The organism is Streptomyces sp. NPDC020747 (genome assembly GCF_044334695.1).
Classification (GTDB): domain Bacteria; phylum Actinomycetota; class Actinomycetes; order Streptomycetales; family Streptomycetaceae; genus Streptomyces.
Window position 1 is genome coordinate 141,161 of the sequence record NZ_JBIRTJ010000022.1, and the last position, 13,521, is coordinate 154,681.

The 13,521-nt window shown below is 69.1% G+C and carries 10 protein-coding genes and 2 pseudogenes; 6 read left to right on the top strand and 6 right to left on the bottom strand.

The genetic code is table 11. The annotated features are described in order from the left end of the window. Nucleotides 1-200: 200 nt before the first annotated feature. From ACH4YP_RS42730 to ACH4YP_RS42745, 4 genes and pseudogenes are all read left to right on the top strand, one after another. Nucleotides 201-3,482, top strand: coding sequence for a BTAD domain-containing putative transcriptional regulator (locus ACH4YP_RS42730; protein WP_398496628.1), 3,282 nt, complete (start codon nucleotides 201-203; stop codon nucleotides 3,480-3,482). 239 nt (nucleotides 3,483-3,721) lie between these two features. Then, a pseudogene (locus ACH4YP_RS42735) lies at nucleotides 3,722-4,015 on the top strand (GNAT family N-acetyltransferase); the annotation flags it as partial. A 263-nt stretch (nucleotides 4,016-4,278) separates the two neighbouring features. Next, on the top strand, nucleotides 4,279-4,857 hold the full coding sequence (locus tag ACH4YP_RS42740; protein WP_398496644.1) for a dihydrofolate reductase family protein: 579 nt from the start codon (nucleotides 4,279-4,281) through the stop codon (nucleotides 4,855-4,857). Between the two features lie 487 nt (nucleotides 4,858-5,344). Then, nucleotides 5,345-6,373: an alpha/beta hydrolase family protein gene (locus ACH4YP_RS42745; RefSeq protein ID WP_398496646.1), complete on the top strand. Its 1,029-nt coding sequence runs from the start codon at nucleotides 5,345-5,347 to the stop codon at nucleotides 6,371-6,373. A 106-nt stretch (nucleotides 6,374-6,479) separates the two neighbouring features. On the opposite strand, the gene ACH4YP_RS42750 is transcribed toward ACH4YP_RS42745, so the two are convergent. Beyond that, the gene (locus tag ACH4YP_RS42750) at nucleotides 6,480-7,685 is read right to left on the bottom strand and encodes an MFS transporter (protein WP_398496648.1); all 1,206 of its coding nucleotides are present in this window, start codon (nucleotides 7,683-7,685) and stop codon (nucleotides 6,480-6,482) included. A gap of 695 nt (nucleotides 7,686-8,380) precedes the next feature. Between ACH4YP_RS42750 and ACH4YP_RS42755 the strand changes: the two are divergent. Then, nucleotides 8,381-8,794 (top strand): annotated as a pseudogene (locus ACH4YP_RS42755) (transposase family protein); the annotation flags it as partial. A 45-nt stretch (nucleotides 8,795-8,839) separates the two neighbouring features. Here the strand turns inward: ACH4YP_RS42755 and ACH4YP_RS42760 are convergent. From ACH4YP_RS42760 to ACH4YP_RS42780, 5 genes are all read right to left on the bottom strand, one after another. Beyond that, on the bottom strand, nucleotides 8,840-9,274 hold the full coding sequence (locus ACH4YP_RS42760; RefSeq protein ID WP_398496630.1) for a VOC family protein: 435 nt from the start codon (nucleotides 9,272-9,274) through the stop codon (nucleotides 8,840-8,842). 78 nt (nucleotides 9,275-9,352) lie between these two features. Beyond that, nucleotides 9,353-9,649 carry a hypothetical protein gene (locus ACH4YP_RS42765; RefSeq protein ID WP_398496632.1) on the bottom strand — a complete coding sequence of 99 codons (297 nt, stop codon included), beginning with the start codon at nucleotides 9,647-9,649 and terminating at the stop codon, nucleotides 9,353-9,355. 348 nt (nucleotides 9,650-9,997) lie between these two features. Beyond that, the gene (locus ACH4YP_RS42770; RefSeq protein ID WP_398496633.1) at nucleotides 9,998-10,831 is read right to left on the bottom strand and encodes a MerR family transcriptional regulator; all 834 of its coding nucleotides are present in this window, start codon (nucleotides 10,829-10,831) and stop codon (nucleotides 9,998-10,000) included. Between the two features lie 12 nt (nucleotides 10,832-10,843). Continuing rightward, on the bottom strand, nucleotides 10,844-11,644 hold the full coding sequence (locus ACH4YP_RS42775; RefSeq protein ID WP_361069179.1) for an ABC transporter permease: 801 nt from the start codon (nucleotides 11,642-11,644) through the stop codon (nucleotides 10,844-10,846). Beyond that, nucleotides 11,641-12,597 carry an ATP-binding cassette domain-containing protein gene (locus tag ACH4YP_RS42780; protein WP_398496635.1) on the bottom strand — a complete coding sequence of 319 codons (957 nt, stop codon included), beginning with the start codon at nucleotides 12,595-12,597 and terminating at the stop codon, nucleotides 11,641-11,643. Before ACH4YP_RS42780 ends, ACH4YP_RS42775 begins: the two co-directional genes overlap by 4 nt. A 192-nt stretch (nucleotides 12,598-12,789) precedes the next feature. On the opposite strand from ACH4YP_RS42780, the gene ACH4YP_RS42785 reads away from it, so the two are divergent. Next, nucleotides 12,790-13,299: a hypothetical protein gene (locus ACH4YP_RS42785; protein ID WP_398496637.1), complete on the top strand. Its 510-nt coding sequence runs from the start codon at nucleotides 12,790-12,792 to the stop codon at nucleotides 13,297-13,299. The last annotated feature ends 222 nt before the right edge of the window (nucleotides 13,300-13,521 follow it).

Here is a 13,521-nt window from a genome sequence, read left to right on the forward strand (position 1 = left end):
GAACTCCCCTTCCGAAGCCTCTTCCGTGAGGCAGGCAAAGACTGACGCGGGCCGCTCACACGGGGCTCACACGGCGCTGACACGGGGGGCACGTGGCGCTGACACTCCCGTCCGGCGCCTTCCGGCACTGGCGTGGGCAGGGAAGTCAGGCACCACTGCCCTGATTTGGGGATCGTGCGTGCGCGCGCGAAGATCGGGGGATGGACGGGGATGCGCGGCTTCGCATCACGCTGCTCGGCGTCTTTCAGGCGTCTCGCGGTGACACCGCCCTGCCCGTTGTCGGCGCGCGGTTGCAGGGTCTGGCCGTACGGCTGGCGCTCGCCGGCGGGCGCACGGTCGCGCAGGGCGTGCTGGTGGACGCGATCTGGGCCGAGGACCCGCCGGCCGACCCCGCCCACGCTCTGCAGGCACTCGTCTCGCGGCTGCGCCGGATCCTTGGCTCGGCCGGCTGCGTCGTGCAGGCGGCGGGCGGCTACCGGCTGGACGTGGACGCGGCCGACGTGGACGCGCTGCGGTTCGAGCAACTCGCCGCCACCGGCCGTGACCGCCTGCGCGCCAGCGACCCGAACGCCGCGGCGGCCGTGCTCGGTGAGGCCGTGACGCTGTGGGGCGACCATCCCGGCACCCGTCCCGGCGCCGAGCCAACGGTCGTCGCCGCGGTGGTGCCCGCCGCCGCGACCCGGCTGGCCCACACCTCGGCCGAGGCCGTCGCCGACCTCGCCGACGCCGAGCTGTCCCTGGGCCGTGCCGACAAGGCCGCAGACCGCCTGACCGCACTGCTTGCCGAGCACCCCGTCCACGAGCGGGCGGCCGCATTGCTCATGGACGCGCTCGCCGCCCAGGGACGCCAGGCCGAGGCCTTGGCCCTGTACGAGCGCGTCCGCGAAACCCTGGCCGACGACCTGGGCACCGACCCGGGCGCCGCCCTGCGCGAGCGCCACCTGAGCCTGCTGCGCGCCGAATGGCCCGCCGCGGACGCCGACGCCGCGCAGACCAGGCCGAGCAACCTGCCCGCGCCGCTGACCAGCTTCATCGGGCGCGACGACGACCTCACCCGGATCGACACGCTGCTCGCCGCAGGGCGCCTGGTCACCGTGCTCGGTCCCGGCGGCGCCGGCAAGACCCGGCTCGCCGTCGAGGCCGCCCGCCGCCACCGCCACGAGTACCGTGACGGTGCCTGGATGATCGACCTCGCCTCGGTCACCGAGCCGGCCAAGGTCGGCGCGGCCCTGCTCGCCGGGATCGGGCTGCGCGGCGGCACGATGTTCGAGACCCGGACGCGAGTGGAAGGCGACGAGCTGGACGTACTCGTCGACCAACTCGGCGGTCGGGAGAGCCTGTTGCTGGTGGACAACTGCGAGCACCTGATCGACGCCGTGGCCCGCCTGGTCGCGGCACTGCTGTCCCGCTGCGCCGGGCTGCGCGTGCTCGCCACCAGCCGCGAACCCCTCGCGGTCGACGGCGAGGCGCTCGTGCCGCTCGGCCCGCTCGCTCTGCCCGGCCCGGACGACGGCGTCGAACAGGCCCGGCGGGCGGCGTCGGTACGCCTGTTCACCGAGCGGGCCGCGGCCGTACGCCCCGGCTTCGAGGTCGACGAGACGACACTGCACGACGTCCGGCAGGTGGTCCGCAGCCTGGACGGCATGCCGCTGGCCCTCGAACTGGCCGCGGCCCGGCTGCGGACGCTGTCGCTGCCCGAACTCGCCGACGGGCTCTCCGACCGGTTCCGGCTGCTCACCACCGGCAGCCGCACCGCACTGCCCCGGCACCGCACACTGCGCGCGGTCATCGCCTGGAGCTGGGACCCGCTGAGCGTGCACGAACATACGGTCGCCGAACGCGTCTCGATCCTGCCCGGTGGCGTCACGCCCGCCTCGGCCACCGCGGTCTGCGCCGACACCGCAGTGCAGGCCGCCGAGATCCCCGAGCTGCTCGCCAGCCTGGTCGACCGCTCGCTGCTGCAGCTCGCGCCCGCCCCGGGCCGCTACCGCATGCTGGAGACGCTGCGCGAGTACGGCACCGACCGCCTGGCCGAGACGGGCGACCTCGGCACCGCCCGCGACCTGGCCGCCGGCCACTTCGCCGAGCTCATGGCCCGGTACGACCCGCAGCTGCGCGGGCCCGGCCAGCTGACGGCCGTACGAGTCATCGGCGCCGAGTACGACAACACGCTCTCTGCCCTGCGCCGGCGATGCGACACCGGAGACGCCCCCGGCGCGATCGCCCTCGCCCTGAACCTGACCTGGTACTGGCAGATGTTCGGTCGGCAGTCAGATGCGGCCTACTGGCTGGGCGAGGCCCTGTCGGTGCCCGACGGCGAGCCGACGCCCGACCGCGACTGCGCCCACGCGATCCACCTGCTCAACCGGGTCGACACCCGGCCGGGGACGACCGGGACGACCGCCGAGGAGGTCGCGGGTGACCAGGCCGAGCTGCGCGAGCTGGCCGACCGGCTGCTCACGTACCCGCAGCTGCCCGGCCCGTACGGCGCGCTCACCGCGCTCCCGCTGGCGTTCCTGCACGAGGAGAGGACCACTCCCGCGCTCGTCGAGAGCCTGGCCGACGGCGACGACGTGTGGCTGTCCGGGCTGGCCCGCATGTTCCGGGCCCAGTTCGCCGAGAACTCGGGCGAACTCGACGAGATGCGCACCGACGTCGAAGCGGCCCTGGCCTGCTTCCGGCAGGTCGGCGACCGCTGGGGCCAGGCCAACGTGCTGCCGTTGCGTGCCCAGTTGCGGCAGTACGACGACGACCTCGACGGCGCGCTGGCCGACCTCCGCGAGGCCCGGTCGCTGGCAGCCGAATTCGGCTCGCTCAGCCTCGGCGACGAGGTGTTCAGTGACCTGCGCTGGATCGACCTGTACTTGCGGCGTGGCGACACAGACCTGGTGATCGCGATGATCGACTCGGCCCGGGAGCGGGCGGTGCGCGCGGACTCAGCGGAGATGTTGCTCCTGGTCGACGCGTGGGAGGCCGTCTTGTGGGTGCGGCTCGGCGACCTGGACCGGGCGCGGGAACTGCTCGACAGAGCCGAGCGGGGTCTGGACGGCGACACCCCGTTCCCCGGCGACCACGGGCGGACGCTGGTCGGCAGCGCACGTGCATCGCTCTGCCTGGAGACGGGCGACCTGGCCGGCGCGGCGAAGGCGCTGGCGAAGGCGTACGCATCGGCGCTGGAGACCCGGGACCTGCCGATCCTGTCGCTGGTGGCGGTGAACACGGCCGCGCTCGCCGAGGCCCACGGACGGCATCACGAGGCCGCTGTCCTGCTCGGCGCCGCCTCCCGGCTGCGCGGCGCCCACGACCGCACCGATCGGCAGGTTCGAGACCTCACTCGTCGAGGTCGGGCCGCGCTGGGCGAGGAAGCCTTTGCCGCGGCGTACGGGAGGGGTTGGGAACTGGACGCGAAGACCGCCGCGGCCGAAGTGGATCCGGCCCGGTTGTCCCTGGAACTCAGGACGGAGCACCCGGATCCCGTGTGATTCAGCCGAGGATGTCGAAGCGCGCAGCCGGCTCGCCCGGTTGCTCCTTGAACGGCTCCGGTTCGGCGCCCCATGGACGCTTGCGGTGGCCGTCACGCGGGCCGGCTCCGATCAACACGGTTGGACGGTCGGCGGCGGGGCGCGCGTCCCAAACGCACCCCGCCGCCGACACGCAAACCCGCTCAGTAGGTGCTTGTGAGCTCGTAGCGCTGGCCAACTCCAGTCGACAAGATCAACCCATGAGTCAGCACTCGGTGGTTTTGGACAAGATCTCGTTTGATGACTGGCAGGCCATTCACTCATGGGCCTGTCTCCCGGAAGCTTGTCGTTTCCAGCCTTGGGGACCAAACACCGAGGAGCAGACACGCGATTTCGTGACGGCCGCCGTCGAGGCTTGGTCGAGCACACCCCAGAAGAGGTTCGCCCATATAGCGCGCTTCGGGGACGACGTTGTCGGTGTGGGCGAGCTGCATGTCCGCAGTCACAGGCAGCGCCAGGGCGAGATCTCCTACGTTGTGCGTCCTCGGGTATGGGGGCAAGGCATCGGCACAGGAATCGGGCGCCACTTCTCTCACTCGGCTTCGGCACACGGCATGGATACGGGACGGTTGGCGGGACTCCCTGACGTTCAGCATTCTCGAAGAGGAATGGCGTGCCGAAGACGTCGGAGTGATGCCGACATAGAGACGGTCGGTTCACCGAAGTGGCCGAGCTCCAGGAGTCCAAGGACGATGAGTTTCGCCGTGGTCGCCAGTCTGTATTCACAGAAGCGATCACCACACTCGAGGAGAGCATCATGGCCGCCACCTACACATTCGACGTCTTTTCCAGCCTCGACGGCTTCGGCGCTGCCGGCGGCAACTGGACCGGCTACTGGGGCAAGCAGGGCCCCGAGCTCCTCGATCACCGCCTCGGCCTGTACAGCGAGGAGCAGCGGATGGTTTTCGGGGCCAACACGTATCGGGCGTTCGCGCAGATGCTGGCATCGAGCACCGAGGACTCCGAGGTGCGTGACCCATGGGTCACGCGGATGAGGAACCTGCCGGCAACGGTGGTCTCGACCACACTGGAAGGATCCCTCGACTGGCCGGATGCGACCGTCGTGAGCGGTGACGCCGTCGACGTCGTGGCCCGGCTCAAGGAGGAGTCCCGGGTGCCGTTGCGTTCGCACGGCAGCCTGTCGATGAACCGGGCGCTGATGGCCGCCGGTCTCGTCGACCGCGTCCAGGTGACGCTCTTCCCTGTGATCACCGGTCGGACCGGGCTGGACCCGATCCTCCAGGGTGCGGCCGACTTCGACCTGGAGCTGGTCGAGAGCCGGACGCTCGACGGCCACATCCAAGAGCTCATCTACCGGCCCGCCCTGCATCTCTGAGTCCGTCCATATCCATCCATGCACCCCGCCCCATCAAGTAGCCGAACCCGATGGAAGTCCCCGCTGTCCCTTCAGCGGATGATCCGGTGGGTGCGGGCCCCGGCGAGATCGGGCGCGCGGCTGGACAGCGTGGGCGAGATTGATGAGCAGCGGCGGCCGTTCTGGTGCCACATGGCGGAGCATCGATCACGGCAAGGGTGCGTATACGGGGAGACCCGAACCGGGGCAGCTGGGGGTAGCACGAGTGACCCCGTCGGTGGTCTCGTCCAGGATGGACGGCATGCCGTCTTTCTCTCTACCACGCCGCGAGTTTCTGGCAGCGACTGCTCTGGCGATGTCGCCGCTGGCGGGTGCGCCTGCTGCGCGGGCCCAGTCGCAGTCGGCCCGCCGCTCGGCGATCCGGATCCGTCTCCCCGAGCCGACGGGACCGTGCACGATCGGTACGGTCTCACTCCGTCTGGTGGACCGTAGTCGGCCCGACCCATGGATGCCGTCGGTGCCCCACCGCGAGCTGATGATCAGTGTCTGGTATCCGGCTCTCGCGCCACGCCGCGGGCAGCGCCTCGCGCCGTACATGGAGCGCCGTGCGGCCGAGCGATTCGACGTCTTGGAGCCGCATCGCATCCCCCTGGGCACGGTGGACTGGGCGGGCACGCGCACGCATGCCTATCGTCAGGCGCCCGCGGACCCACGCGGCGGGCGTCGGCCGGTGGTGGTGTACTCGCCGGGCGTCGGCGACCCTCGCAGCTGGGGCACCCTGCTGGCCGAGGAACTGGCCAGCCACGGCTACGCCGTTGTCACCGTCGACCACACCTACGAGTCTCCCGGCGTGCAGTTTCCCGACGGCTCGGTCAGGACGAACGAGGTGCTGCTCGAGGAATTCGCGCGGGCCCAGCGTGAGGGCACCGTTCCCGCCCTGCTGGAGAAGACGCTGCGTGCCAGGGTCGCCGACGCCCGCTTCGTGCTGAATCGGCTCGGCGCGCTGCCGCACGGGCTGTCGGAAGTGCTCGACACCCACCGGGTCGGCCTGGCCGGCCAGTCGGGGGGCGGATTCACCGCCGCTCAGAGCATGTACGAGGACCGGAGGATCCGAGCAGGGGTCGACCTGGACGGCACCCTGGAGTTCAACCAGGAACCCAACGGAACCAACCTCTCGCCCGTTGCCGCCCACGGCCTGGACCGCCCCTTCCTCCTGATGGGCCGTGAAGGAAGCGACCACGCGCGAACCGAGCCGTCATGGGCGGCCTTCTGGTCGCACAGCACCGGATGGCGCCGCGACCTGACCCTGATCGGCTCCCGGCACCAGACGTACACCGATCTCGCGGCAGTCATGCCCCAGACCGGTCTCGGCCAGGACATCGTCGAAGAGACCATCGGCACGATCGACCCCGCCCGTGCGGTCACGGTGATCCGAGCCTGTGTCACCTCATTCTTCGACCGCTGGCTGCGAGACCGCAACGACCATGTTCTGGACGGTCCCTCAGCGGGTTTCCCCGATGTCACCTTCGTCTGGTGAGCGGCTGCGGCACCTTCAGGTCGCTGTCGGTTTCGGTTTCTGCGAACGCCAGGGCGTCCCGGTTCTCGGCGACCGTGTCTACATGGGAGCCGGCCCCGACATCGATTCATATGCAGTGCTCAGTCTGCTGCGCGGCTGACTTGGCTTGGTGTGCGGCAACGGCCATGACGATGACGGAGATCAGTACGATGCCGGCGCCGACGTAGAGCGGCGCGGTGTATCCGAGACCCGCGGTGATGGCAAGGCCCCCGAGCCAGGCGCCGAGCGCGTTGCCGATGTTGGACGCGGACACATTGGCACTGGCGGCCAGCGCCGCCCCATGGGCGAAGTCGGTGACGCGAGTGATCATGCCCGGCACGCTGGCGAACCCGAACAGCCCCATCAGAAAGACCAGGATCACCGACGCGGTGGCGCTGCCGGCCAGTAGACCGAACACGGCCAGGGTCACGGCAAGCCCGAGCAGGGCAAGGACCAGAGCGCGGTCGCGGTCTCGGTCGGCCGCTCGCCCGCCGACCAGGTTCCCGACCACCAGACCGACGCCGTACACCATCAGCAGCCAGGCGACATCCGAGGGGGAGAAGCCGCCGACCTCGGTGAACGTGTAGGCGATGTAGCTGAACGCACCGAACATCCCGCCGTAGCTGAGCGCGGTGGCCGTCAGGGTCAGCCAGACCTGCCAGGAGCGGAACGCACGGAACTGCGAGCGCAAGCCGTCGGCCGGTGCCGGGTCCGAGTGGCCCGTCACTGATGGCGGCCGTGTCTCTCCCGCCCCGTCGGGAACAAGGGCGGCGATTCCCGCAAGTGCGAGCACGCCGATTGCAGTGACCGCCCAGAAGGCCGCTCTCCAGCCCCAGCGTTCACCGACCAGCGCGCCGAACGGCACACCCAGTACGTTCGCCAGCGTCAGCCCCGCGAACATGAGCGCCACCGCGCGGGACTTCTTCTCCGGCGCGACCAGACTGCGGGCGACCAGCGAGCCGATACCGAAGAACGACCCGTGGCACAAGGCCGCGACGATCCGCCCGAGCAGCATCACTGGATAGCTCGGTGCGAGAGCGGACAACAGGTTGCCGATGACGAACAACGCCACCAGGCCGATCAGAACCGCCTTACGGGGCAACCGGGACGTCGCTGCGGTAAGCGCGATCGCACCGACGGCGACACTCAACGCGTACCCGGAGATAAGCCAGCCCGCCGCGGCCTCGGACACCGCGAAACTCGACGCCACCTGCGGCAGCAGCCCGGCGATCAGGAACTCGGTCAGCCCGATGCCGAAGCCGCCAAGTGCCAGCGCCACAAGCCCACTCGGCATCCGCCGCCGCTCGATCACGCCCGTGTACACAACGGGGCTGGAGGCGCCGTCTCTCATTTGCCTTGCGTCTCCTTTCGGGAGGTTTTCAAGTGGATTACGGGCGGGGCGAGTTCACGCCGGCCTGCAGTCGCGGTCCAGTTCCTCGAATGTGGGCGGCATCGGTGCCTGGAGGACGGGGTGCCGCGCACTTCCCGGAGGTCGTCCAGGGGCCCACGTGGTGAGTTCTGCCAAGACGGCCTTGTCGGGGGGCCGCGGATATGGCGGGTGCGTCTGGCAGGGGAGATGTCCGCGCAGACCGCGGGGGATCTCCCGGAAGTGCCAGAAACGACTCGGTGCGGCGCCCGCATATAGTCGATCGGCGCGTCGCAGTTGCACGACGTGACGTCCGCTGCGGTGGCCCGTCGTACACCGCGCCGCCGCCCGTGCCGACGTCCGCACAGCTCCCGAAGTCCGTGCCGCCGGACGCCGATTACAGGCTCACGGAGGCCCCGTAATCAAGAATCTCTGGACGGCCCCGGGCACAGCGGCGCCGGTCGCCCGTCCAGCAGGAAATCTGTGTCCCGGACGCTGAATTCACTCATGACCCCACCCTCACCCCTGGAGGCAGACTCATCCATGGACAAAGATCGAGGACGCTTGGACGAAAGTGAAAACACCCTGGACGCGTGGAGGCGTGCCTGCCACACCCGGCTCGCAAGGACGCCGTCCTGATCGTCGAAGGCACCCTGGCACCCCACGCGCGGGATCACACGGTTGCCGCGCAGCGAAGAACTTGGGAACTGCCCGCACTCGACCAATCACCAGGTCGTCATCGACGCCGAACCTCGACTCGTCGTCGCCGTGGGTCGGCCGGTCACCGGTAACCGCAACGACAGCAAGGCGTGGGAACTGTCCGGTGTGAAGTCCGCAGTCGGCCGGACCGCGGTCATCGCGGATGGGGGTACCGAGGCATCGGCCTGGTCATCCCGCCCCGCCGTGAACGCGGTCAGACCGAACTGCCTGCTTGGAAGGCGGAGTACGACACCTTCCACCGCAAGGTCCGGGCGCGAGTCGAGCACGTCTTCGCGCGCATGAGGACCTGGCAGATTCTTCGCGACTGCAGTTTGGAGAGGCCTCAAGGGAAACAGCCCCCACCTCGCCGTCTCGGAGCATGCTCAGTCGAGACAGAACTCGTTGCCTTCGATGTCCTGCATCGTGATGCACGACTCGTTGTCGTCGTCGGCAAGCTGCGTGAGCACGTGTACCGCGCCGAGCGCGATCAGTCGTGCGCATTCGGCCTGAAGCGTGGCCAGGCGCTCTTCACCCACGAGCCCGGTGCCGGCCCGCACGTCGAGATGCACCCGATTCTTGGCGACCTTGCCTTCGGGAACGCGCTGGAAGAACAGTCGCGGGCCCACACCTGAGGGATCACTGCATGAGAACCATGAACCCTGATCCTCAGGAGGCAGGGTGCGGTTGAAATCGTCCCAAGTGTCGAAGCCCTCCGGTGGGGTCGGTGCGACGTACCCCAACACCTCGCACCAAAAGCGAGCCACGCGCTCAGGTTCTGCGCAGTCGAAGGTGACTTGGAACTTCTTGATCGATGACATCGGCGCACCATAGCAGGGGGACTTGGATGCTCATTTCCCGGTGTGGATCCGCACGTTGTCGGGAGGACGGGACACCCTTTAGCGGGTGACCACGTTGAACACCGGGTAGGTCTGCGGTCGCACGTCAGCGAGGCCGAGTTCTCGCAGGATCGGGATGAGGGTCTCGCCGAACTGCTGAAATGCCTCCTCGGACTCCCAGACGTCCACGACGAGCCAGCCGTTGCCGGTGGGCGCGGCAGTGTGCGAGATGAGGCCGGACACCGGCCAGTCGGCGGGGCTCTTGACCGGGCCGGGACGGCCGGCGACCTTCTCCGCGCTCTGCTCGTACTGGGCCTGGGTCATCCCCGGCATATCGAGAACCACGACGATCGCCATAGCTGAGTTCCCTTGCGAAGAGGCACGGAGAGTCGTTTGGCCAGTTGACCACCTTGGTGAGCCGCCTGCGCGTTGGCCTGAGCCGGACAGGGCATGGACAGCCATCGCGACAGCGGTGGCCCTCTGTCCGCCATGTCTTTCGTCACCTCGGGAGTCCTCATCTCCGGGAGTCCCAAGTCGTCGCTGACGCCGCGAAGCCAAGCAGGACTGCTTCGCCAGCCCGCGAACGCGTTCGCCGCCCAGACCGACGGAGTTCCCATCGCTGGGCAGTGGGGGAGAGGCCCATACGCTCGGCGGTGACCTCGGTGATGTCCACCCGGCTGTCGGCAACCTGGACCCCGCCCGCCATCACCGCTCACGCTGCGAACGCCGCACTGCAGTGTCTTCCTGCCGTGATCCGGCAGTACCCCATGTGGGGGCCACGCGCTCGAGTTTGGTCCAGCCAGTCCAGCCGCGCTCCTTCAGCAGCTCGATCAGTCGACGGGCCGGAGGCGCGGTGTCGAAAGCGAGCGTATCCATCAGCTTGACGAACGGTGGCTCGATGTCAGCATCGTCGACGTAACCCTCGCCCTGCTCGTCGGCCATCCGCGTGATGTAGGTGGCCAGTTGGTCGGCCAGCTCGACCAGCCGTGGGTCGTCGTCGGTCCGGTCGAGGGCCTGGCCCAGGGTGAGATAGAAGTCGATGAGCTGCGGGTCGGCGATCTGCTCCCGCTTGCGTGCCATCCACTCCGGGATCCGCTCGGGTGAGTGTGCGGCCAGTGGGATCCAGCCGTCGCGTTCGACCCGTACGATCCGCTCGTCGACGCCGAGCGCCCGGAGCCGGTCGAGGAAATCGACCACCTCCAGGGGCAGCACCAGGTTGTCCCCGACGGCGAGGCGGGCGATCCGCTCGCGGTGTTGCTGCCGTTCCCGGATCTCCGCCCGCAGTCGCCTGTCGATGTCCGCGATCGCCGCGGCGAACTCCTCCTCGTCCGCATCCAGCAGCTCACGCACCCGCCCCAGCGGGACCCCGGCCCCGGCGAGGGTCCGGATTTTGATCAGCTCCACCACGGCGCCGGCGTCGTACCTCCGGTAGCCGGAGTGGTCCCGCTCCGGCTCCGGCAGCAGCCCCTTGGCGTGGTAGTGCCTCACCGCGCGCACCGTCACTCCGGTGTACGACGCCAGCTCGCCGATGGTCAGCATCGCTCCAGTCTCCTAGTTCGTGGTACGCGTCCGGTACCTGTAGAGGCGCCGCGACCAGAGGTAGCCGACCATCCCGATCACCCCACACCAGCCGATGGCCCACAACACGTCCGAACCGTCCGGCGATCCCGCCAGCAGACCGCGGAAGGCGTCCATGATCGGAGTGAACGGCTGGTGCTCGGCGAACGACCGCAGCCCGGTCGGCATCGACTCGACCGGTACGAACCCGCTGCCCACGAACGGCAGCAGCACGAAGATCATCGGCAGGTTGCTCGCGGTCTCCGGGTCCGGGCTGGCCAACCCCAGTGCCACGGTGAACCAGGTCATCGCGAACGACAGCAGCGCGAGCAGTCCGACCAGCCCCGACCACTGCAGCGCGGAGGCGGCGGTGTCCAGACCGAGCAGGAACGCCACTGCGAGGATCAGTGCGAGTGCGAGCGCGGTCTGGATCATCGCGCCGAGCACGCGGCCGCTGAGCACCGAGACCTTGGCGATGGCCATGGTCCGGAACCGGTCGATGATCCCGTTGGTCATGTCGGTGGCGACCAGGACCGCCGTGCCGATGGACACACTGGCCACCGTCATGACCAGGATTCCGGGAGTGATGAACGTCAGGTAGTCGCCACGGCCCCCGGCCGGGGTTCCCGGCAGACCGGCGCCCATGGTCGCGCCGAAGACGTAGACGAACAGCAGGAGGAACAGGAGCGGCTGCCCGATCAGCATCACTGTCATCGACGGATACCGGACCATGTGCTTCAGATTGCGACGCAGCATGGTCACGGAGTCGCGAACGGCGTACCTCGCGGTGCTCATACCGGCACTTCCTCGGAAGGCTCGTCGGTGGTCGGGCGCCCGGTGAGGGCCAGGAACGCGTCATCCAGGTCCGGGGTGTGCACGGCGAGCCCGGTGACCGCGTCATCGTCGATCCCGTCCAGCAGTCGTCGCAGTGCGGCGAGGCTGCCGTCGTACGCCAGGGTCACGGTGAGCGCCTCGGCGTTCGCGCTCGCTCCGGGCAACCGGCGTGCCAGCTCGGCCGCCCGCTCGCCGTCGGCGGCCCGGAGCTCGATGTGACCTCCGGGGACCAGCCGCTTCAGCTCGGCCGCGGTGCCCTCGGCGACCAGCCGGCCCCCGTCGAGCACACCGATCCGATCAGCGAGCTGGTCGGCCTCATCGAGGTACTGCGTGGTGAGGAGGACGGTCACCCCGTCGGCCACCAACTCCCGCACGATCTCCCACAGTTCACGCCTGCTGCGCGGGTCGAGACCGGTGGTCGGCTCGTCGAGAAAGATCAGCCGCGGACCGGCCACCAGAGTCATCGCCAGGTCCAGCCGCCGCTTCATACCGCCGGAGTACGTCACCGCGCGCCGGTCGGCGGCATCGACCAGGTCGAACCGCTCCAGCAACCGCTCGACCACACTCTCCGCGCGGCGCCGGCCGAAGTGGCCGAGGTCGGCCATCAGTCGCAGATTCTCCCGCCCGGTCAGCAACTCGTCCACGGCGGAGAACTGCCCGGTCACTCCGATCGACGCACGCACCCGATCGGCCTCGCGGCATACGTCGTACCCGGCGACCCGAGCCTCACCGGCGTCCGCGGGGAGCAACGTGGACAGGATCCGGACCGTGGTGGTCTTGCCGGCTCCGTTGGGCCCGAGCAGGGCGTAGACGGTGCCGGCGGAGACGGCCAGGTCGACCCCGGCGACCACCTCGCGGCCGTCGTACGACTTGCGCAGTCCGGCGACTTCGATCGCACTGGTTCTCGTAGTCATGCCCACCATGCTGAGACGTTGACCCTGCGTCAGGGTCAACCGGCATGACGACGACGTCCCCTGGCACCGCTCGCGTACGGAGCACTCGGTTGCCTGACACCTGATACCTGACATGTGTCAGGACCGGTGCGGTCGGCACTCTTCTAGCCTTGCGTGCGCAATGCCCCTGCCAGCCCAGCCGCAAGGAGCGCCATGCATCTCCGCACGCGTACGGCCGTCACGCTGAGCGCGGCCGCTTCACTCATCGGTCTCGCCGGACTCACACCGCCTGCATCGGCGGCGGCGCCGTCCAAGGACACGTACTGCTCCGTGGTGGTGGAGCGGGTGAAACCGGGGGACAGGGTCTCCCGGATGAAGAGCCGAACCTGCTCCGACGACAGAGCGACAGCGGCGACGGCGGCGACAAGGAACAGCAGCGCTGCGACAAAGCTCATGACCTGGTACCAGCACGCCGGATACGACGGCGCCATCACCGATGTGTACGGGGACTACGGCCCCTGCGACGCGTCCGGCTATGTCCTGGACGCAGGCCTGTCGCGCTACATGATTTCCTCGTTCGAGACCTACAACAGCTGCGACGGGCAGCAGGCAGTTCTCAACGACGGCCAGACCACCTTCTACTACTACGGCTACGCCACGCCCTACGTCGGGGACCGGGCGAACGACGACATCGGCTACTTCAAGGTCTGGGACGCCCTGTAGGGACCTGAGCCGGATCTTCGTCGGCAACAGACGGCGCAGACCGCGACTCCTGCATCCGGCCCACCAACTCGTTGGCCGCAGCACCGTCGTCACCCAACCGCGTTTCCCGAGGGACTGTCAAACGAGCGGGTCTGTTCCGTAGTCGGTGGTGACGGAGGGTGTCGTCAGCCCAAGAGGATGCGGTGGCGGAGGAGAGGGAAGCTCGCGCGGCCGTACATCTGG

Excerpts from the sequence above, each read along its gene's own strand:
- ACH4YP_RS42730 (WP_398496628.1), top strand. The coding sequence starts at position 201 with ATGGACGGGGATGCGCGGCTTCGCATCACGCTGCTCGGCGTCTTTCAG.
- ACH4YP_RS42740 (WP_398496644.1), top strand. The coding sequence starts at position 4,279 with ATGGCCGCCACCTACACATTCGACGTCTTTTCCAGCCTCGACGGCTTC.
- ACH4YP_RS42745 (WP_398496646.1), top strand. The coding sequence starts at position 5,345 with ATGCCGTCGGTGCCCCACCGCGAGCTGATGATCAGTGTCTGGTATCCG.
- ACH4YP_RS42750 (WP_398496648.1), bottom strand. The coding sequence starts at position 7,685 with ATGCCGAGTGGGCTTGTGGCGCTGGCACTTGGCGGCTTCGGCATCGGG.
- ACH4YP_RS42760 (WP_398496630.1), bottom strand. The coding sequence starts at position 9,274 with ATGTCATCGATCAAGAAGTTCCAAGTCACCTTCGACTGCGCAGAACCT.
- ACH4YP_RS42765 (WP_398496632.1), bottom strand. The coding sequence starts at position 9,649 with ATGGCGATCGTCGTGGTTCTCGATATGCCGGGGATGACCCAGGCCCAG.
- ACH4YP_RS42770 (WP_398496633.1), bottom strand. The coding sequence starts at position 10,831 with ATGCTGACCATCGGCGAGCTGGCGTCGTACACCGGAGTGACGGTGCGC.
- ACH4YP_RS42775 (WP_361069179.1), bottom strand. The coding sequence starts at position 11,644 with ATGAGCACCGCGAGGTACGCCGTTCGCGACTCCGTGACCATGCTGCGT.
- ACH4YP_RS42780 (WP_398496635.1), bottom strand. The coding sequence starts at position 12,597 with ATGACTACGAGAACCAGTGCGATCGAAGTCGCCGGACTGCGCAAGTCG.
- ACH4YP_RS42785 (WP_398496637.1), top strand. The coding sequence starts at position 12,790 with ATGCATCTCCGCACGCGTACGGCCGTCACGCTGAGCGCGGCCGCTTCA.